We start from the raw sequence: 19015 nt of genomic DNA on the forward strand, positions 1-19015 counted from the left end.
TGCCCACAAAGTACCATGTCCCCCATAAGGAGGACAATAGAATTTTTTTGACCATTCACTTAGCTCAAGCACGACAAGCTCTCGTTAGGCCAAAGAAACCGACTGGAGCGAGCATGACCTCTCCACGCTGCTCTCGTCACAACCCGCGGCGCTTCGAGCGCTGCGCGCGCCCAAAAATGCGGCAGCGGCGCTCCCTGACACTCTTGGCGTCACCTACGCGCGCGCTGCGACCCGCGCAACGCCACTGGATGCCGTTTACAGCGAGGAGAACGACACCGCCGTGCCGATTCCGCGCTCCGCCCGCGATGGCGACACTCGCGAACACCTGTGGGCCCTGAGCACCGGCGTAGCAAGCGATATCGAGTGGGCGTGGTGAGCATCGCCGATCCGCAGCATTCAGCGACCGCTTAAACGAAAAACCCCCGCGATCACAGCGATCGCGGGAGTTTTCTTGAAGTGCACCCCCCCGGACTTGAACCGGGAACCCACTGATTAAGAGTCAGTTGCTCTGCCAATTGAGCTAGAGGTGCTTGGCTTAGTTTTCCCTCTCGGGGCAACCGAGGAACAACGTTACCATGAGTTAAAGCGACTAAGGAGCACAATGACCACTGAATCTTCTCGACTTGCCATCGGCACCCCAGCACCGGGCTTCACACTGCCTGATCAGGACGGCAATTTGGTGTCTCTGAGCGACTTTTCGGGCAAGAAAGTGATTCTCTATTTTTATCCTGCAGCCATGACTCCGGGATGCACGAAGCAGGCATGTGACTTCCGGGATCAGCTCGGCTCGCTGCAGTCGGAGGGATACGTCGTGCTCGGCGTTTCTCGCGATACCCCCGAGAAGCTCACCAAGTTCCGCGAGCAGGAAGCGCTCACGTTTCCGCTGCTCAGCGACCCCGAGCACGAAGTTCATGAAGCGTATGCAGCCTGGGGCGAGAAGAACCTCTACGGCAAGCAAGTTGTGGGCGTCATCCGCTCCACTTTCGTCATAGACGAGCAGGGCACGATTTCACTCCCCCTCTACGCCGTGAAGGCGACCGGTCACGTCGCTTCGTTGCGCAAAAAGCTCGGGCTCGACTAACCCTCGCGACGGGTGGTTGCCTCAAGCACCGGTTTCGTGAACAGCAATACCAACACCACGATGGCTGGCGTCAGCAGCAACCACCCAACATCGGGTCGCGCAAAGACGCCCTGAAAACTACCAATGGCAACTGAGCTTTGGAGAACCTGCCACACCACCGCGGCACCGCGAATCCACGCCTGTTTTCGCAGCGTGTTGATACCAATTACCGCGACCCACACGGCAGCGATAGCGGTCAACACCGAGAGCGCGATCGCGCTGGGATACGACTGCGGGGTCTCCGCGCCCAACTCGAAGATCAAGTAAGCGAGAGCAGCAAAAAGCAGGGCACTCTCCAAAAAGATGACCACCGCAAGAGCAATCAAATACGGATGATGACGTCCCGTTTTCTCTTCTGGGACAAGTTCGTCTACCATTCGCTCCCCGTTAAATCGCTGAAAAACCATTGCTTTGGCTTTGACGATATGCGATTCTAGTTGAGGTTGATTTCTGGCTCCCAGTGTTGCGAGCGAGACCCACACAATTTCTCAAGCTCGACGCCGATCAGGGCGTAATTTTTTTGCGCGCTCGAGCATCGCAACACACCGTAAGGAGCAACAAATGGACTGGCGCGATAACGCTGCATGCCTCACCGCTGACCCGGAGCTTTTCTTCCCGGTCGGAAACACCGGTCCGGCAGTTGACCAGATTGAAAAGGCAAAGGCCGTCTGCGGTCGCTGCTCGGTAACCGAGATGTGCCTTCAGTACGCTCTCGAGACCAACCAAGACTCCGGCGTCTGGGGCGGGCTCAGTGAAGACGAGCGTCGCGCTCTCAAGCGTCGCGCTGCTCGCGCACGCCGCGCTTCCTAAACAGCCACACGTTCTTCAGAGCTGCATTCCAGAGCTCTTCAGAGCAGGCCGATCGGCCGCGATAACTCGCACCATCCAGACAACTTCTGGGTAGCGGGATTCGCTCCGGTCGGCCTTGCTTTGTCTCCGGACCGAATTTCTGGGCCTACTTGGCGCGAGTGAGCCAAGTGAGGGGAATATCGATCGTCACTTCAGTGCCGCTGCCCATCAGGGTGTGCCAGTCGATCGTTCCGCTCAGCTCGCCTTGAATCAGGGTGCGCACAATCTGCGTACCGAGCCCCTCGCCCACCTTGCCTTCGCCAAGACCCACGCCGTTGTCGCGCACCTGAACCGTCAACTTATCGGCGGTGCGTCGCGCATCAATCTCAACAGTGCCATCAGTCTTACCCGCGAGGCCGTGCTCGACTGCATTTGTCACCAGCTCGGTGAGGGCCAACGCTAACGGGGTGGCATACTCACTGGGCAATGCACCAAAGCTGCCCACGGATGTCGGATGCACGGTTGTGTTGTGACTCGAAGCAACCTCTGCGATCAGCTTCAAGACGCGGTGGAACACCACATCGAAGTCCACGTTCTGGTTGAGGCCTTCAGAGAGAGTGTCGTGCACAACCGCGATCGCAGCGACACGGCGCATAGCTTGGCCGAGCGCCTCACGAGCGACTTCGCTGTGCGTACGGCGAGCTTGAATGCGCAGCAGCGACGCTACGGTCTGCAGGTTGTTCTTGACGCGGTGATGAATCTCACGAATCGTGGCATCCTTCGTGATCAGCTCACGTTCCTGATGCCGCACCTCGGTGACGTCGCGGCAAAGCACGATGGCTCCGACTCGCTCGCCACGATCCCGGATGGGGATGGCGCGCAGCGATACCGTCACGCCACGCGCTTCGATGTCGGTTCGCCACGGTGCGCGACCGGTGACGACCAAGGGAAGAGACTCATCCACTTCGGGCTGGCCCGCGATGAGAGTCGTAGTCACGTCAGCGAGGGACTCTGCTTCGAGCTCGCCTGAGAAGCCGATGCGGTTGAACGCTGACAGAGCGTTCGGGCTTGCGAAGGTGACGAGACCATCGACATCCAGACGGATCAGACCATCGGAGGCGCGGGGCGCACCCCGGCGCGGTGCGGCGGGGGCTCCCATGTCGGGAAAGTCTCCCGCAGCGATCATCGCGAAGAGGTCGTTTGCACACCCGTTGAAGGTGAGTTCTTGACGCGACGGGGTGCGAGCATCGCCCAGGTTGGTGTGGCGCGTAATGACCGCGATCGGAGTTTCGGTCGTGGCGTTTCCCGTGGCATTGAGCCGGCGCAGCACGGGGACCGCCCGCACGCGAGTGGGCGTCTCTTCGTACCACGCAGGTGCCGCGGTGTCGACGATGCGCGACGTTTCGTAGGCCTCGGTGACCTGAGCAAGCCACTCGGGCTTGATCTGCTGGCCAACAAAGTCACGGTAGAACAGCGTGGCCGAGCTACTGGGGCGAGCGTGCGCTACGGCGACAAACTGGTTATCATCGCTGGGAACCCACAGCACGATATCCGCAAAGGCGAGGTCGGCGAGAAGCTGCCAGTCGCCGACGAGCATGTGCAGCCATTCGATGTCCGCCTCACTTGAGCGGCCTTGTTCTTGGACTAGATCACTGAGTGTCGACACCCTTACAGGTTACCCGCGCGCCAACATCCTGCCGAACAATGACTTCTGAGGCGCTGGTTCGTGCTCCTCGGGCACCAGGCGTGACATCACGAGATCGCGGATGGCGGCCCGCGCGCTGGAGCGTGGTGCGGCATCCACCAGAGTCTTGCCGCTGAGGACCGCTCCATCGAATCCGGAGAGGTCGTGGGGCACGAGAATCGGATGCTCGATGCCACCAAACCTCGAGAGCGTCTGAGTGACTTGGCCGTGCGGGTTCATACCGCTGGCACTCACCCGAATCTTGTTCATGACAACGCTCACGCTGCGGGTCGTGATGGTCTCAAGCAGGTCGACGTGGGCTCTCAAGAAGCGCGACAGCCCGACCGGATCCGCCGAGCCGACGGCGATCACGTGGTCGGCCGCGCGCACGGCGGTAACCGCCGCCGCATTCCGTCGTGGCGCGAAGAGATCACTCGTGATTTCTTCGTCGTTCTCCAAGCTCGAGCTCGTGTCGAGCACGGTGTAATCGACCCACTGTCGACACTGCGCGATTGTCGTTCCGACTCGTTCAGACGAGAGTTCGGGCCATCGACTCGGGCGACCGATGCCCGTGAGCACCCAAAACGAGCCAACGGGCGACTCGTAACGTTGCCCGATGCGATCGAGTTCCTCGGTCGTGAGCGTCTCGGTGCCTGCGAGGCGGCAGGCGGCAGCAAAGCCGGGTGCCTCGTCGAGCATTCCCAGAGCGGGCGCCACCGAGGCCCCGTGAGTATCCACGTCGGCAAGCGCCACGCGGTACCCCAACGCGGCGAGCTCAGCAGCAATCGAGATGGCGATGGATGTTCGCCCCGGCGCCCCGCCTGGACCCCACACCGCGATCACTTGGCCGAGCGCCGCACGTTCGCGTACCGGAGTCTGAGCGTCCCACGGAGATTGAGCGAGCAGCGCGTCCAGCCCGCCCCATCCGGTCGCGGCATCCACGATGTCGAAGAGCCCGAGGTCGCTGGCATAGCGTTGCTCACGCTCACTACCAGCCACGGCGATGAGTCGCACTCCGGCTTGATCACACGACGCGATGAGGCGGTCAGTCAAATAGCGCGCTTCTGCCGCCACCAGCGCGACGTCGGCATGGGCCCCCGCGATTCGGGAGGCCAACTCCGGTGCGCTGACGGTGCGCAATACGATCTCGTGGCCGTGCTGAGCCGCATCGAAGGCGAATTGGTCTTCCAGAGTGACGGGCATCGCCAGAGCAAACGAGGTCATGTTAGCCCTTCGCCGGCAGGTTAGCGGGGATCACGGAGAGTACGTCACCGTTCGCCATCGCTTCGAGAAGGCGAGCGACGCGAGAGCGCGGAACAAGCAACTCGATAGCGTTGCCTTGAGCGGCAGAGACCAACGAATCATCTTCCAGCAGCCGCACGACGACCGCCCCGGAGATAATCACGCCAGGAGCCGCGTAGCTCCCGTCTTCAGCTTCAGCGCTGGCCCACACATCCACCGAAGCACCGGTGGCGACAGTGCCCGAGAGCCCACCTTGAGGCGAAACTACGACCGAGGTCAGTGAGAGCCCGTCGTGGCTTCCCAGCGACGACGACGGCACGAGTTCCCCGGCCTCAATTGGTCGCGTCGCGATAAAGCCCTCGTCGGGCAATTCGCCGCGCGCGATGTAGTGATCAGTGGCCTCATTCAGCTTCACGCTTCGAATCACGAGGTCAGAGCTCAGCACACGATCGCCGGGCGTGAGAGTAGATGCCGCAGCGTAAACCTCGGTCGATTCATCCGTTGCCGCGACGATGGAAACCACGCCAACAACAGACGCCACTACGAGCACCACGCCGATGGCCAGTCGAGGGTCGAGGGCGAACGCTCGAGCGCGAGCTTGGGACTGGGTGCGGCCGGAACGGCGGCTCATAGCGCGCGCCCCGCAAGTCGGGTGTTGATCATGGCACCATCGTTCGTCACGGCTGGGAAGTGGCTCGATAGTTATCCACATCAGCCCCATTCCCAGCTTCATACGCGCATAATCGATGCATGAACGCGATCAACCCAGCAGAAGGCCTCGGGAGATTTCTCACCCTCGCCGATACTGCCGAAGTGCTCAGCGTCTCTCCGCACGAGGTTCTTGAGCTTGTGCGTTCGGGCGAACTGCCCGCCATCAAAGTAGGCGGCAAAGGCCAGTGGCGCATCGAGAACTCTGTTCTCGAGTCGTACATCGAAGCGCTTTACGAAGAGACTCGTCGCATGAGCCTCTGGAACCAGTCCGACATCGCCACGGTGACTGAAGTTAACTTCGGCGAACAGCGCACGCGCTAGCGGCGAAAGCGGCCCTAGGGCTTCACCAGCACGAGACTCGTAAACGGCACTAAGCGATATTCAGAGACAGCTGTCTCGCGACGCACGGCTCCGCGCTCGTGAACGGCGACATCCACATGGTCACGCCCGACGCGATCGATGGTGCCATGCACCTCCCCCGCCACCAGGAGCAGTGAGACTGCGCGCCGGCGCCGGCAGAGGTCACGCAAAACGTAGCTCAGGCTCAACCGCTGCGAGAGGCTCGGGTGTCCGTTCGACGGCGCGGTAGCCAGGCTCGGCGTGATGTGGGCCGCTCCGAGCGAAATACCCGCCAGCGCGGCGAACGGGATGATGCACTGAGCGGGTCGACCGCTGTCATCGACGATGTCAGCGGACATCCAATCGCGGCCGATGATCACGGGGCGCACAGTGACGCGCGTGCCGGTGATCAACAGAACGGCAAGCGTGAGAGGCACCTCTGCGCTGCTGCGCCCGTGAAGCGCGACTATGCGGTCCCGGATGCTCAATCGCCCCAGTCGCAGCCGCTCCTCTTCCGCATCGACCTCGAGGTCATCCGCGGTCATTTCACGCTCGAGCTGGCTTTCGAGGTCGTCAAAGAGTTTGTCCCAGCGCATGGATTGACGGTACTGAGGCGGGTCCCTGAGTCCGGAATGTTATCCACAATTGAAAATAAGTCATAGACAATTGGTCTCGTTACTGATTAAGTGTGGTCTACCCCCTTATGGGGGTGAACATCGCCGTCTTGACCTTTTACCCGGGAGATCATGAGTACCGAGCCACTTCGCACCTCCTTACCGAGTGTGGAATTACCCCGACAGTTGCGCCCGCGCGCTGGAACGCTGCCCTCCAAGGTCATTCGGCCTCGATTCGTTCCTGACGAGTTCTTTGGCCACCAGCCAACCCCGAGCGCGGAGCTACCCGACCCCGCGCCCCTCGTCGAGAACCTCACCCGCTGCGTAATTGAGGTGCTCGCCGGTGCTCGTGACCTTGAGCAGATGTCGCGGTGGGTCACCGACGACGTCTACCGCCACCTGCTCAAGCGAGTGGTGCTCTCGGCGCGGGCGCGACGCGCTAAAGGACAGCCAGTCACCCGCCCCAGCTTCACGATGGGTTCCATTCGCCTCTGCGAACCGCGCGACGGCGCAGTCGAAGCAGTGGTCATTGTTCGTGGCCGTGCCCGTACGCGCGCTGTTGCCGTGCGCCTCGAGGGCCTCGACAAGCGCTGGCGCGCCACGGCCATCAACGTTCTGTAGCCTCACACCCCTGCAGACCGCACAACAACAGATGCCCCACTCGTTTGTCGAGTGGGGCATCCGTTGGTTAACACCAGCGCACTGCGCTAGCTCACGTTCTTGCTACTTCTTGCGCTTCTCCTGCGCGCGGCGCTGCGAACGGTTGAGGGGAGCTTCAGGAGCAGCACCCTCGGCGCGCTGCCCGAAAGCACCACGGTCGTTCGACTGCGGCTGAGCGGCAGGCTGTGCCTGCTGAGGAGCCTGGCGCTGCTGCGCTTGCGCTGTAGCGGCACGCTCGACCTGACCACGATCGTTGCGAACTTCAACCTCACCCGAAGCGTCAGTGCTGGGCGCCGAGTAGCTGAGCTGAGCTGACGGCGCACTGGAGCCATCGAGTCCACGGGCCTGCACGGTCGTTGCTTCGCCGCCGCCATTTACCTCAACATCAAGGTTGAAGAGGAAGCCAACAGTCTCTTCGCGAATTTGACCCATCATCGTCTGGAACAGCGCGTAACCTTCGCGCTGATATTCGATGAGCGGATCGCGCTGAGCCATTGCTCGCAGACCAATTCCGTCTTTGAGGTAATCCATCTCGTAAAGGTGGTCGCGCCAGCGGCGGTCGATCACACTCAGCACGACACGACGCTCGAGCTCGCGCATGGCGGGCTCCCCCAGTTGCTGTTCGCGACGTTCGTAAGCGATCACGGCATCCGAGTGGATTTCCTTGGCAATGAACGCGCTCGTCATCTTGCCGCGCGATCCAGCCTCGGTGAGCACCTCGTCGACCGTGATGCCCACGGGGTACATCGTCTTGAGCTCGGCCCACAGCCCCTCGAAGTCCCACTCTTCTGAGTGGCCCTCTGCGGTGTGAACGTCAACAACCTCGGTAACGACGTCCTTGAGGAAGCGCTGTACGCGATCCTTAAGGTCATCTCCTTCGAGGATGTGACGGCGGTCACTGTAAATAGCTTCACGCTGGCGGTTGAGAACATCGTCGTACTTGAGAACGTTCTTGCGGATCTCAGCGTTACGCGATTCCACCTGTGCCTGAGCACTGCGGATGGCGCGGCTGACAACCTTCGACTCGATAGCGAGATCATCGGGAACCGACGAACGCCCCATCAGCGCTTCAGCAGCACCGCTATTGAAGAGTCGCATGAGGTCATCCTGAAGCGACAGGTAAAAACGGCTCTCACCGGGGTCACCCTGTCGACCAGAACGACCACGCAGCTGGTTGTCGATACGGCGCGACTCGTGGCGCTCGGTTCCGAGCACGTAAAGCCCACCGACCTCGATGACCTTGTTGGCTTCTTTTTCAACGCCGGCTTTGACCTCGGCGAAAACGTCATCCCACGCGGCTTCGTACTCGTCAGGAGTCTCCGAAGGGTTGAGGCCGCGAGCGTTCATCTCGGCAACGGCCAAGAACTCGGCGTTTCCCCCGAGCATAACGTCGGTTCCACGACCGGCCATGTTGGTGGCGACAGTGACGGAGCCTAAACGACCAGCCTGAGCAACGATGGCCGCTTCGCGAGCGTGGTTCTTAGCGTTCAGAACCTCGTGCTTGACGCCCTTCTTGGCCAACATACGAGAGAGCAACTCGCTCTTCTCGACGCTTGTCGTACCGACCAGAACCGGCTGCCCCAGCTCGTGGCGCTTGGCAATGTCAGCAACAACCTGCTCGAACTTCGACTGCTCATTCTTGTAGATGAGGTCGGACTGGTCGATGCGCTGCATCGGACGGTTCGTCGGGATGGCAACAACACCGAGCTTGTAGGTGGACATGAACTCGGCCGCTTCAGTTTCAGCGGTACCCGTCATTCCCGAAAGCTTGTTATACAGGCGGAAGTAGTTCTGCAGTGTGACGGTAGCCAGCGTCTGGTTCTCGGCCTTGACCGCCACACCTTCCTTGGCCTCGATCGCCTGGTGAATACCCTCGTTGTACCGGCGTCCCTGCAAGATTCGGCCGGTGTGTTCGTCGACAATGAGCACTTCGCCGTTCATGACGACGTAATCCTTGTCTTTCTTGAACAACGCGCGAGCCTTGATCGAGTTGTTCAAGAACGAGATCAGCGGAGTGTTGGCTGATTCGTAGAGGTTGTCGATGCCGAGGTAGTCCTCGACCTTTTCAATGCCGGGCTCGAGAACACCGACGGTGCGCTTCTTCTCGTCAACCTCAAAATCGGTCTCCGGGTCGAGCTTCTTCGCAAGATTCGCGAACTCGGTGAACCAGCGGTTGGCCTCGCCTGACGATGGACCAGAAATGATCAATGGCGTACGCGCCTCATCGATCAAGATCGAGTCAACCTCGTCGACTACAGCGAAGTAATGGCCGCGCTGGACCATGTCGCTTGCCTGCCACGCCATGTTGTCGCGCAGGTAGTCGAAACCAAACTCATTGTTGGTGCCGTAAGTGATGTCTGCCGCGTACTGTTCGCGACGTTCGAGCGGAGTCTGGCCGGAGACGATGCAGCCAGTAGTCATGCCGAGGGCGCGGAAAACGCGGCCCATAAGTTCGGATTGGTAGCTCGCCAGGTAGTCGTTCACCGTAATGACGTGAACACCCTGAGCGGCGAGAGCGTTGAGGTACGCGGCAAGCGTGGCGACGAGCGTCTTGCCCTCACCGGTCTTCATTTCGGAGATGTTGCCCAAGTGGAGCGCAGCACCACCCATAAGTTGAACGTCGAAGTGACGCATGCCGAGGGTGCGGCTAGCCGCTTCGCGCACAGCCGCGAACGCTTCTGGCAGCAGGTCGTCGAGCGACTCCCCCGCGGCGTAACGCTCACGCAGTTCTACAGTCTCGTTCTTCAGCTCGTCATCAGTGAGGGTTTTGAAGTCGTCCTCGAGCTGGTTGACCGCCTGTGCGTAGCCTTTCAAGCGTCGAAGAAGTCGACCCTCACCTACGCGAAGAGCGCGTTCTAAAACATTCGCCACCGAATACTCCCATTCTTGTCGGACGGGTCCGACGCTGGCACTGCTCGACGAAGCGCAGTCTTTTAGACGCTTACGTCACGGTAACGCGGTGCATGCAATCAGCGCACAGCCGCGTTACCGGTTCGTAATCGTATCAAGTCCAAGCCAAAAACTTGGTGTGCTTAGCCGTTGGCGACCTTACGCTTGCGCGAGCGGCCGCCCTGAGCAGCATCATCGGCCTCTTCTTCGAGACCAATCACGCCGTAATCCCACCCCTTGCGGCGGTACACAACGCTTGGACGATCGGTCTGGCTATCGACGAACAGGAAGAAGTCGTGGCCGACTAGTTCCATGTGATCGAGAGCCTCCTCAACAGTCATGTGACTCGAGGGGAATACCTTGCGGCGGATGACGACGGGCGAGTAGTCCTCGTCGCCGGGCTCCGGCGCTTCATCCTGGATCGGAACTGCTCCGGTCGCGACCTTTTCGATCACGTCGGGGCTAGCCGGGGTGATATCGACAACAGCAAATCCGCCAGCGCTCGCCTCACGCAGTGACGTGGGACGGTGGTTTCCGCGGTGAACCTTCTTGCGATCCTTCGACTGGCGGATGCGCTCAATGAGCTTGGCCATTGCCAAATCGAAAGCAACATACTTATCTGAACCAGCAGATTCCGCTCGAACAAGCGGACCTGGTCCGATCAACGTCAACTCAACGCGGTCGTCTCCACTGGAACCTTTGGTTTCGTGGTGTCGGCTTACCTTGATCTCGAAGGCGATTGCCTTCTCGGCCAAGTGAGAGACCTTTTCAGACTTTTCGATCGCGTACTCACGGAAACGATCCGTGACTCCTACATTTCGTCCGTTGACGGTGATTTCCACGGCGACCTCCTAGCCATAATGCGCGGCTGCCCCGTGAGGCAGCTTCTATTTCGCGCCCTTTTCCATACCGTAGCCCTCACCGCTGGCAATGTCACGAACCGTCAGCGTTCTTGGAGTGAACCCGATGGTTGCCGCCCCCACTACCGTTCCGCCCGCAGCGAAAATTGCCCTCGCCGCTTCGTCGATCGTGGCGCCGGTCGTCAGCACGTCGTCCACAATGATTACGCGGATGCCAGCCAAGGAACGCGTCGAAATGAACGCGCCGAGAACGTTGCTGGCTCGCTGCTCGGCGCTCAACAACTTCTGACTTCGAGTTTCTTGGGCTAAGCGCAACACCCGGGCGTGGCGCACCCCCGCCGCGCGCAGCACGAGCGCCATGGGGTGATACCCCCGGGTGCGGAATGCGCGCCGGCTGCTCGGCACCGCCACGATCTGAATTGGACGCGCTGAGATTCCTGTCGGCGCGGCAACCTCCGATGACCCGGCAGCCTCGAGAGCGCGCAGTAGCGCCGGCACGAACGCCCGTGCCAGCGGTCGCGAGAGATCGGTGCGGTGATGGTTCTTGAAGGCGAGCAGAACCCGACGCACCCTGCCCTCGTACCGCAGTGCGTAATGCACAGCGAGATGCTGCGGCGTGGACTGGATGCTCGGCTGCGCGACCATGCTGGTCGCGCACTCGTCGCACAGCGCTCGATCGACCCTCAGGCATCCGGCGCACTCCACGGGCATTAGGAGCGCCCAGGCGTCTCGGAGAGCCTCCCGGAGGGTTCTGCGCGACCACGCCTGCTGGTGACGGTCTGGAGGCTGCTCTGAGGGCGTCATCCCCCGATCGTGCCGACTCCTCGACGCGAGGCCGCGTCGAGGAGTCGATCAGTGGAGAACGATTACTGCTGCACCGCTAGGAAGGAGGCGTCGAGCCCGGTCTGAACCCACGCCTGACTGCCCTGCGGCCGCCACACTTCGCCACCAGCCAGCACACGGAGGCCGTCGGTGTTCGAGCCCGTTGTCACAAGTTGCGTTGCGCCATCGACGTCGCCCAAGTCTTGAGAGGGACCACCGAGGTTGTACGCGGTGACCGCAACAGAACCCTCGCTACCGCTCAACGTTGCGACGCTGCTTGAACCAACCCACGCCGCGTCGATTGCGGTTCCGGAGCGCACAGGCAGAGACACCGGTTCTACGAGCTGGACGGGAACGTTGCCCTGCTGGCGCACGATTCCGTAAACGAGCAGTTCAGGACCAGACGGAGTGGAGAGATACACAAGCAATCGCGCACCGTCGCGGGAGACATCCAGAGAAACGATCTGAGAGTCAGCGGGCAACGAGGTCTGAAGCGGATACTCGGTGCCATCGACCGCGAAAGTCGTCAGCGACGTGGCGCTGGAGCCCTGCGCAGACCAGACGAACCGAAAAGGGTCGAGCGACGGCGCCACGAGCCCGGGCCGTGAGTCAACCAGGCGCGGAGCGACACCCACCGACGCAAAATACGCCGCTCCGTCTGCGGCGCGATACACAGCCGAGAGCCTGTCGGCAGACAGCGCGGCCGTGGTGGCACCAGCCGAGGTCACGATGTCGCTGAGCTCAGTGATGGCGCTCAGCCCGTCGCTCGTGCTGAAGCCAAATTCGTCTCCCGTGCCCACAACGAGCGGGCCGGCGTAGCCCGATTCAATGACGGCCGCGTTTTGACCAGAGGTGGAGTCTTGAAGCTCGCGCCCCTCGACTGTTAGCACCACAATCGGAGTGTGCAGTGTCGCCGATAGTTGCTGACGCATACGGTCGCGCGCCACGTTATTGGCGGCGAGCGCCTCAGAGCTCAGGTCAACGACCGCACGACCAGAAGTAAGGCTACTTGTTGTCCCGAGCGTCGTGGATGGCGGGAATGCGGTGAGTACGACCCCCTGTTGCACCCACGCCGAATCGGCGGCCAATAATTCTTGAATCGCCTGCGTCTGCGACGACTCCCGCACAGCAAACCAGCGGGTATCGGGGATGAGGTAGGCGAAGCTGGGATCAAAGTAGTACAACACTTGCTCTTCGAAACTCACTTCGAAACCACGAAGAGTAAGCACTACCCCCGGGGGCGCTGTCGAAATGCGCCACTCCCCATTGACCTTTTCAAACGCGAACGCGAGAGTCTGTGACACTGGCGAGGGCAGCTCGGAATACACCCCTCGTTCGTCGATTACCGCTTGTGCCGAGAACGAGTAGGTGAGCGCGTTTTCATCGAGCGCTGGCGCAATAGTCGGCAGCTTGTCGTATTCGAGAACGGTGGCGCTCGCAGCGGGATTCCATGCCTCGCTCATCGCGCCGGTGAGGAACTCGCGGGCCACGGAATAGTCTCGCGCGGGAGAGCGCACGGCATTCATGAAGTCACTAAGGATCTGTTCCTGCGTCGAACCGACGACGGGCCCTGAGGCGACGATCTCGTATTGAACGCCGTCTTGTTCGTCGATGAGCGGCCCGGTTTGCACCTCGCTCGACGTCGGCACTCCGACGCAGCCGGTGAGCGCGACGGAAACTGCGGTGACCAAGGAGAAGAACGCAATCTTCGAGAACTTAGGCATGGGGCGCCTCCAAGCTCGGGATGTCATCGTTCGGCGGCAATTCAAGCGGCGATGAGCGCAATTCTGCGCCGCGCTCGCGGGGAATCGTGAGCCGGAAGCACGAACCGTGGTCTCCATCCGACCACACTTCGAGCCAGCCACCGTGAAGCGCAGCATCCTCGAGCGCAATTGCCAGCCCGAGGCCGGTGCCGCCCGTGGTGCGTTGGCGCGACGGATCAGCCCGCCAGAATCGGTCGAAGACGCGCTCAAGGGCCGCCTGGCTCATACCGACGCCGTAATCGCGCACGGCAATAGCAACGGCATCCTGATCGCTGTCGATCCACACGACGATCGGCAGGCCGTCGCCGTGGTCGATGGCGTTGCTCACCAGGTTTTGCAGAATGCGGCGGATGCGGCGGGGGTCGACGTCCGCTTCAAAATGGCCACCGGGAGCAACGAGCCGCAGTTCGGAGCCCTTGCTCTCCGCAAGCGACGAAAGGCTCTCGATGGCGTCTTCGACGAGCCGCACGAGGTTTGTGGGCTCCGTCTCCATATCAACAGCTCCAGCGTCGTACCGGCTCATCTCAAGCAAATCGGCGAGCAACAACTCAAACCGTTCAACCTGGGTGTGCAGCAACTCGGCAGTGCGTGCCGTGGCGGGCGGAAAAGTGTCGCGCTGGTCGTACAGAACATCGCCAGCGAGCCTGATTGTCGTGAGCGGCGTACGAAGCTCGTGAGAGACATCCGAAACGAAACGTTGTTGAACCTGCGAGAGCGCGGCGAGGCGGGTGATCTGCTGCTGCATGCTGGTGGCCATACCGTTGAACGAACGGGCGAGAGTGGCAATGACGTCGTCGCCCTGAACCGGAATGCGCACCTCGAGTTCGCCAGCCGCCAAACGCTGACTCGTCTCAGCCGCAAGACGAACGGGCCCCACGACGAGACGCACCACGACGAACGTGACAACGCCGATCAGCGCGAGCAGAGCAAAGCCACCGAGACCGAGCGTCTGCTGCACGAGAATAAGGGTGTCTTGAGTGTCTTGGATGTCGTAGACCAGATACAGCTCATATTGCGCGCCACGAATGTCGAGTGTCGAGCCGACAACAAGACCGGGGTGATCGGCGGTGTCGGCATCTTGCCTCAGGGCCACCGACTGCCAGTAGGTACGTTGCTCGGTCGACGCGGCGACCACATCCCGAAGCTCTTGCGAGATCAGGGATTCGTAACCGAGACCCTGAGTTTGGACATCGGAAGGAACCCCTGACCCCTCCTGACCGGGCGTTCGCAAAATCGCGTAACTCGTGCCACCGGTACTGGAGGCAACATTCTCGATGACCTTTGCGGCCTCGCCCATCATGACGTCGAGGTCTTCGAGGCCAAGATCTTCGTCAGCAGCATCGAACACTTGCTGACCAGCAAGGGTTGCGTTCACCGACGTACGAGTGAGCTGATCGCGGCTCGCATCAAACAGGTTCGCGCCCACACTCAGCGACATGTAGCCCGCAATAACCATCACCGCAACGGATGACAACAGCACCGTGATCGCCACAGTGCGCAATTGAAGAGACGAGCGCCACACTGCGGCGCCTCGCCGCACCCAGCCGCGCCAGTCAAAATCGCCCATAAAACCTACGCGGTGGCGCCAGCGCGGTAACCAACACCGCGAACCGTCATAACGATCTTCGGGTTGTCGGGATCTTCTTCAACCTTGGCGCGCAAACGCTGAACGTGAACGTTCACCAGACGAGTGTCTGCCTTGTAGTGGTAGCCCCAGACCTGCTCCAGCAGCATTTCGCGCGTGAATACCTGTTCGGGCTTCATCGCGAGCGCCAGCAAGAGCTCGAACTCGAGCGGAGTCAGATTGATCTTGGTATCGCCACGGCGCACCTCATGGCCCGTGACGTCCAATTCAAGGTCGCCGACAGTGAGCGTGCCGGTGGCGGCATCGCTCGCGGGGCGGAGTCGGGTGCGCACACGCGCCACGAGCTCCTTGGGATTGAAGGGCTTGACCACGTAATCGTCAGCCCCGCTCTCGAGACCCTTCACGACATCCGCCGTGTCGCTCTTAGCAGTGAGCATGATGATCGGCACACCGGACTCCTCGCGAATGCGGGAGCAAATCTCGATGCCGTCCATGCCGGGCAGCATGAGGTCAAGCAGCACCAAATCGGGCGCGGCCGACTTGAAGGCGTCGTACGCTAGGGCGCCGTCTTGGCAGAAAAATGGTTCGTAACCTTCGGTGCGGAGAACGATTCCGATCATTTCTGCCAGGGCAGTATCGTCATCGACTACAAGAATTCGCGGGTTCACTGGTCCTCGATACTTTCTAGCTCTCGGGCTAACAGAGTGAGAAGCTTTCGCACAAGAGTAGTCGAGTGTGAAAACATGAGGGCGATTGAATTTTCGCAGTTGCCTAATCAAGGATGAAAAGTGAGCGATAACAGCCCCTGGCAGTCACCCGACAGCAGCAGTGCCGATGGTGCCCAGCCGCTCGCTCCGCCCAGCGCCTCGTCAGCGTATGGCACCGGCGCCGCACCCGCTATGGCCCCTGTAGCGCCGGGAACTCCGGGTGCCCCCTCGCAGTACGCTGCGCCCACCCCTGGCTGGACCCCGCCGCCCAAGCCGGGCCTCATTCCGCTGCACCCGCTCGGTCTGGGCACGATCCTCGGGGCATCGCTGATGGTATTGCGCCGCAATCCGCGTCCCACCTTCGGTCTTTCTCTTCTCATCATGAGCTTGGTCACCGTTGGCTCCTTGGTGCTCGTCGGAATCGTTAGCTTTGCGTCTGCCGAACGCGCCTTGAGCGCCACCGAAGCGGATGCCGCCACCATCGAGGCCGGCACGACGGCCGGTCTTATCCTCTCGGCTCTCTTTGCCGTGGCCCTCTCTCTCGTTGGCGGAGCGATTCTCCAAGGCATCATCTCGCTCGAAGTCGCGCGCGGCACTGTGGGAGAACGCCTTCGTGTTCGCGGTCTCTGGAATGCCGCGAAGGGCCGACTTGGAGCACTCATTGGGTGGTCAGCGCTCGTCATGATTGCCGTGATGGTGGGAATTGCGGTCGTTGCCGGAGTCTCCGTGCTGCTGTTCACCCTGGGAGACACCGCCGGAATCGTCTTTGGCGTGCTCACAATGATCGCCGGCTTTCTCGTTGCGCTCTTCCTCGCCGCATGGCTCGGGACCTTCTTCGCCTTCGTTCCGAGCGCGCTCATGATCGAGCGCTTGCCCCTCAGGCTCGCTATTAGCCGTTCGTGGTCGCTCGTTCGCGGCAATTTCTGGCGCACCTTCGGAATACTGCTTCTCATCCTCGTGATTGTGAACGTCGTGTCGAGCGTTGTCACGACCCCCTTGAGCGTCCTCGGTGGGCTCGGAGCGGGGCTACTCAACCCCACGGGCAACGAAGAAGCGGGCTTTGTCGCGTTCCTCGTGATCTACATCGTGACCATTGTGTTGTCAGTCGTCATCGGCGCCGTCACGATCGTTATTCAGTCGGCCGCCCCCGCGCTGCTGTACATCGACATGCGGATGCGTAAAGAAGGCTTCGACCTCGAACTTGCTCGCTTCGTCGAGGCACGTAACGCCGGCGATCACTCGGTACCCGACCCCTACCTCACCCTCAACAGCACGCCGAGCCGTGCACGGCCCGCTGTGCCGAACGCCGCTTCATGACGCTAACGCTTGTCGCAGCCTCCGTGGCTGCAGCACTCACGCCCCGTGCTGCCCCCGCGGTATTCAACGAAGTGCCAGTAGATCCCGATTCGGAAGAAGCGACTCGGTTGCTTATCGAGGAGCTCTCCAAAGCTCCCTACCAAGCAGCCAAGCCCACCCTCTTCGACCGAGCATCGAAAGCGTTCAGTGATTGGCTCGCCAGTCTCACCATCGGCGACGGTAACGGAATTCCCACCATCGTCTCTATCGTGCTTCTCGCCCTCGTTGCCGTCGCAATTATCGCGGCGATCATTGTTTACGGAGTGCCGCGCCTCAACCGTAAGAGCCAGCATCACGACATCCTGTTTGGCGAAGCCGACTACCGAACCGCCGCTCAATTGCGAGAAGCTGCGGAGCAGGCGGCCACCCGCGAAGAGTACGCCGCCGCCATTGCGGATATGTTCCGTTCGATCGCCCGCGGCCTCTCAGAACGCACCCTGGTGAATATGACTCCCGGCACAACAGGACACGGCTTTGCAACACGAGCTTCACGAGTTCTGCCTGAGCTTGCGACCGAGCTCGTTGCGAGCGCCGACACTTTCGACCGCGTGCGCTACATGCGTAAGCCCGCCACTCGCGAAGAATACGAGCAACTGCGCGCGCTGGAATCACGCGTGCGTGCGGCTAAGCCCGATCTCGCCGAGGCAACGCTGTGAGCGAGACCCGAACCGCGCTAGAGGCCAGTGCAGAAACAACGGTGCTCACTCCCCGCCTAGGCACCACCACGCGACGAGCTCTCTTTTGGGTTGCCGCCGCGATCGTACTGGTGGTTGTGGCTGTCGTCACTCTCAACCTCACTGGCAACGCCGTCGAAGGTCCGCCGCTCGACCCCACAAGCCCTTACGAAGCAGGTTCTCAAGCCGTTGCAGAGGTACTGCGCGATCAGGGTGTCGACGTGATCGTCACGACCACACTCGACGAGACTCGCGCCGCGCTCGGGTCCCCCGACGACAGCACCCTCATCTTCACTAACTTCGAGGGCTATTTGACCGAGAGCCAAGTGGCGGATGCTGCAGGGCTAGCCAGCACCGTCATCGTCGCCGAACCCGTACTCAACGAACTTCTTGAGATCGCTCCCGAAGTTGCCCAAGCAGGCGCTTCTTCAGATTCGGTGAGCGCCGGATGCTCTGCACCCTCGTCGTCGACTGCCCCTCAGATCACGGCTGGCCCCACTAGCTATCGCGTGATCGAGCCAAGCTCCGCCATCACGGCGTGTTATGGAAATGACGATGATGGTTACGGCCTCATCGTCCTTGACCGCGGCGACACCGAACTACGCATCCTCGGAGCAACCGATGCGCTTTCCAATGGCGGGATCACGGCCGCCGACAACGCTGCCTTCGCTTTGCGCCTGCTCGGGGAGAACGACACTCTTGTCTGGTACACGCCGAGCTTTCTCGACATCCAAGGCGATGGCGGTACCGCCACCCTCGACGAACTAGCCCCCGGTTGGGTACTGCCCGCTACGTGGTTGTTCGTTCTCACTCTTCTCGTCAGTGCGCTCTGGCGTGGCCGTCGCTTCGGCCCCCTCGTGATCGAGAAGCTCCCGGTGACGGTGCGATCCAGCGAAACGATGCAGGGGCGCGCGCGACTCTACGCACAGTCCACAGCGCGACTCCATACGCTCGACTCGTTGCGCATCGGAACCATCGGCAGAATCGCAGGGCTGTGCGGATTGCCGAGCACGGCATCCGTCGACGATGTGATCAACCGCATCTCCCCGCTCGTCGCGCAGCCCCTCGCCCCGCTCCGACACTTGCTAGTCGACGCCGAGCCTGCCTCAGACAACGAACTCATCACCCTGTCGGATGAACTGCTCGCACTCGAAGATCGCGTGCGCACGATCATCCGCCCCGCCTAACCGCTTAGCCCCA

The 19015-nt window shown here is 61.3% G+C and carries 18 protein-coding genes and 1 tRNA gene; 7 read left to right on the forward strand and 12 right to left on the reverse strand.

The window, feature by feature from the left end; genetic code table 11:
- Positions 1-457: 457 nt before the first annotated feature.
- Positions 458-530 (reverse strand) — tRNA-Lys (locus tag ACWTV3_RS04100).
- Positions 531-601: 71 nt separating this feature from the next.
- Here ACWTV3_RS04100 and bcp point away from each other — a divergent pair.
- Positions 602-1081: a thioredoxin-dependent thiol peroxidase gene (gene bcp / locus ACWTV3_RS04105; protein ID WP_498476965.1), complete on the forward strand. Its 480-nt coding sequence runs from the start codon at positions 602-604 to the stop codon at positions 1079-1081.
- Here bcp and ACWTV3_RS04110 read toward each other — a convergent pair.
- On the reverse strand, positions 1078-1497 hold the full coding sequence (locus ACWTV3_RS04110; RefSeq protein ID WP_498476966.1) for a hypothetical protein: 420 nt from the start codon (positions 1495-1497) through the stop codon (positions 1078-1080). The genes bcp and ACWTV3_RS04110 overlap by 4 nt on opposite strands.
- Positions 1498-1681: 184 nt before the next feature.
- Between ACWTV3_RS04110 and ACWTV3_RS04115 the strand changes: the two genes are divergently transcribed.
- A complete protein-coding gene (locus ACWTV3_RS04115) occupies positions 1682-1930 on the forward strand; it encodes a WhiB family transcriptional regulator (protein WP_009772809.1) in 249 nt (82 codons plus the stop codon).
- 145 nt (positions 1931-2075) lie between these two features.
- Here the strand turns inward: ACWTV3_RS04115 and ACWTV3_RS04120 are convergent, their stop codons facing one another.
- The 3 genes from ACWTV3_RS04120 to ACWTV3_RS04130 are packed head-to-tail and all read right to left on the reverse strand — an operon-like array spanning position 2076 to position 5466.
- The gene (locus ACWTV3_RS04120) at positions 2076-3575 is read right to left on the reverse strand and encodes a sensor histidine kinase (protein WP_100388492.1); all 1500 of its coding nucleotides are present in this window, start codon (positions 3573-3575) and stop codon (positions 2076-2078) included.
- 9 nt (positions 3576-3584) lie between these two features.
- Positions 3585-4817 (reverse strand): CpaE/TadZ family protein, encoded by a 1233-nt coding sequence (locus tag ACWTV3_RS04125; protein WP_498476967.1) that lies wholly within the window; start codon positions 4815-4817, stop codon positions 3585-3587.
- Position 4818: 1 nt separating this feature from the next.
- Entirely contained in the window at positions 4819-5466 is a 648-nt protein-coding gene (locus tag ACWTV3_RS04130) for a CpaB family protein (protein ID WP_498476968.1), read from the reverse strand.
- A 119-nt stretch (positions 5467-5585) separates the two neighbouring features.
- Here ACWTV3_RS04130 and ACWTV3_RS04135 point away from each other — a divergent pair, with 119 nt between their 5' ends.
- A complete protein-coding gene (locus ACWTV3_RS04135; RefSeq protein ID WP_498476969.1) occupies positions 5586-5867 on the forward strand; it encodes a helix-turn-helix domain-containing protein in 282 nt (93 codons plus the stop codon).
- A 14-nt stretch (positions 5868-5881) separates the two neighbouring features.
- Here the strand turns inward: ACWTV3_RS04135 and ACWTV3_RS04140 are convergent, their stop codons facing one another.
- Entirely contained in the window at positions 5882-6481 is a 600-nt protein-coding gene (locus ACWTV3_RS04140) for a hypothetical protein (RefSeq protein ID WP_498476970.1), read from the reverse strand.
- A gap of 150 nt (positions 6482-6631) precedes the next feature.
- Here ACWTV3_RS04140 and ACWTV3_RS04145 point away from each other — a divergent pair, with 150 nt between their 5' ends.
- Positions 6632-7120 (forward strand): Rv3235 family protein, encoded by a 489-nt coding sequence (locus ACWTV3_RS04145; protein ID WP_100388487.1) that lies wholly within the window; start codon positions 6632-6634, stop codon positions 7118-7120.
- Positions 7121-7222: 102 nt separating this feature from the next.
- On the opposite strand, the gene secA is transcribed toward ACWTV3_RS04145, so the two are convergent.
- From secA to mtrA, 6 genes are all read right to left on the reverse strand, one after another.
- Positions 7223-10030: a preprotein translocase subunit SecA gene (gene secA, locus ACWTV3_RS04150; protein WP_498476971.1), complete on the reverse strand. Its 2808-nt coding sequence runs from the start codon at positions 10028-10030 to the stop codon at positions 7223-7225.
- A 161-nt stretch (positions 10031-10191) separates the two neighbouring features.
- Entirely contained in the window at positions 10192-10890 is a 699-nt protein-coding gene (hpf, locus tag ACWTV3_RS04155; RefSeq protein WP_498476972.1) for a ribosome hibernation-promoting factor, HPF/YfiA family, read from the reverse strand.
- Positions 10891-10935: 45 nt separating this feature from the next.
- Positions 10936-11619: a ComF family protein gene (locus ACWTV3_RS04160; RefSeq protein ID WP_498476973.1), complete on the reverse strand. Its 684-nt coding sequence runs from the start codon at positions 11617-11619 to the stop codon at positions 10936-10938.
- A 155-nt stretch (positions 11620-11774) separates the two neighbouring features.
- The gene (locus tag ACWTV3_RS04165) at positions 11775-13454 is read right to left on the reverse strand and encodes an LpqB family beta-propeller domain-containing protein (RefSeq protein ID WP_498476974.1); all 1680 of its coding nucleotides are present in this window, start codon (positions 13452-13454) and stop codon (positions 11775-11777) included.
- Complete coding sequence (gene mtrB / locus ACWTV3_RS04170) at positions 13447-15060, reverse strand: MtrAB system histidine kinase MtrB (RefSeq protein WP_498476975.1); 1614 nt, start codon at positions 15058-15060, stop codon at positions 13447-13449. Before mtrB ends, ACWTV3_RS04165 begins: the two co-directional genes overlap by 8 nt.
- Positions 15061-15065: 5 nt before the next feature.
- Entirely contained in the window at positions 15066-15746 is a 681-nt protein-coding gene (gene mtrA, locus ACWTV3_RS04175) for an MtrAB system response regulator MtrA (protein ID WP_100388481.1), read from the reverse strand.
- 120 nt (positions 15747-15866) lie between these two features.
- Here mtrA and ACWTV3_RS04180 point away from each other — a divergent pair, with 120 nt between their 5' ends.
- The 3 genes from ACWTV3_RS04180 to ACWTV3_RS04190 are packed head-to-tail and all read left to right on the forward strand — an operon-like array spanning position 15867 to position 19002.
- On the forward strand, positions 15867-17102 hold the full coding sequence (locus tag ACWTV3_RS04180) for a DUF7847 domain-containing protein (protein WP_498476976.1): 1236 nt from the start codon (positions 15867-15869) through the stop codon (positions 17100-17102).
- Entirely contained in the window at positions 17099-17797 is a 699-nt protein-coding gene (locus ACWTV3_RS04185) for a DUF4129 domain-containing protein (RefSeq protein WP_498476977.1), read from the forward strand. Before ACWTV3_RS04180 ends, ACWTV3_RS04185 begins: the two co-directional genes overlap by 4 nt.
- A complete protein-coding gene (locus ACWTV3_RS04190; protein WP_498476978.1) occupies positions 17794-19002 on the forward strand; it encodes a DUF4350 domain-containing protein in 1209 nt (402 codons plus the stop codon). Before ACWTV3_RS04185 ends, ACWTV3_RS04190 begins: the two co-directional genes overlap by 4 nt.
- Positions 19003-19015 lie beyond the last annotated feature (13 nt).

Source organism: Salinibacterium sp. AL4.1 (assembly GCF_059767305.1).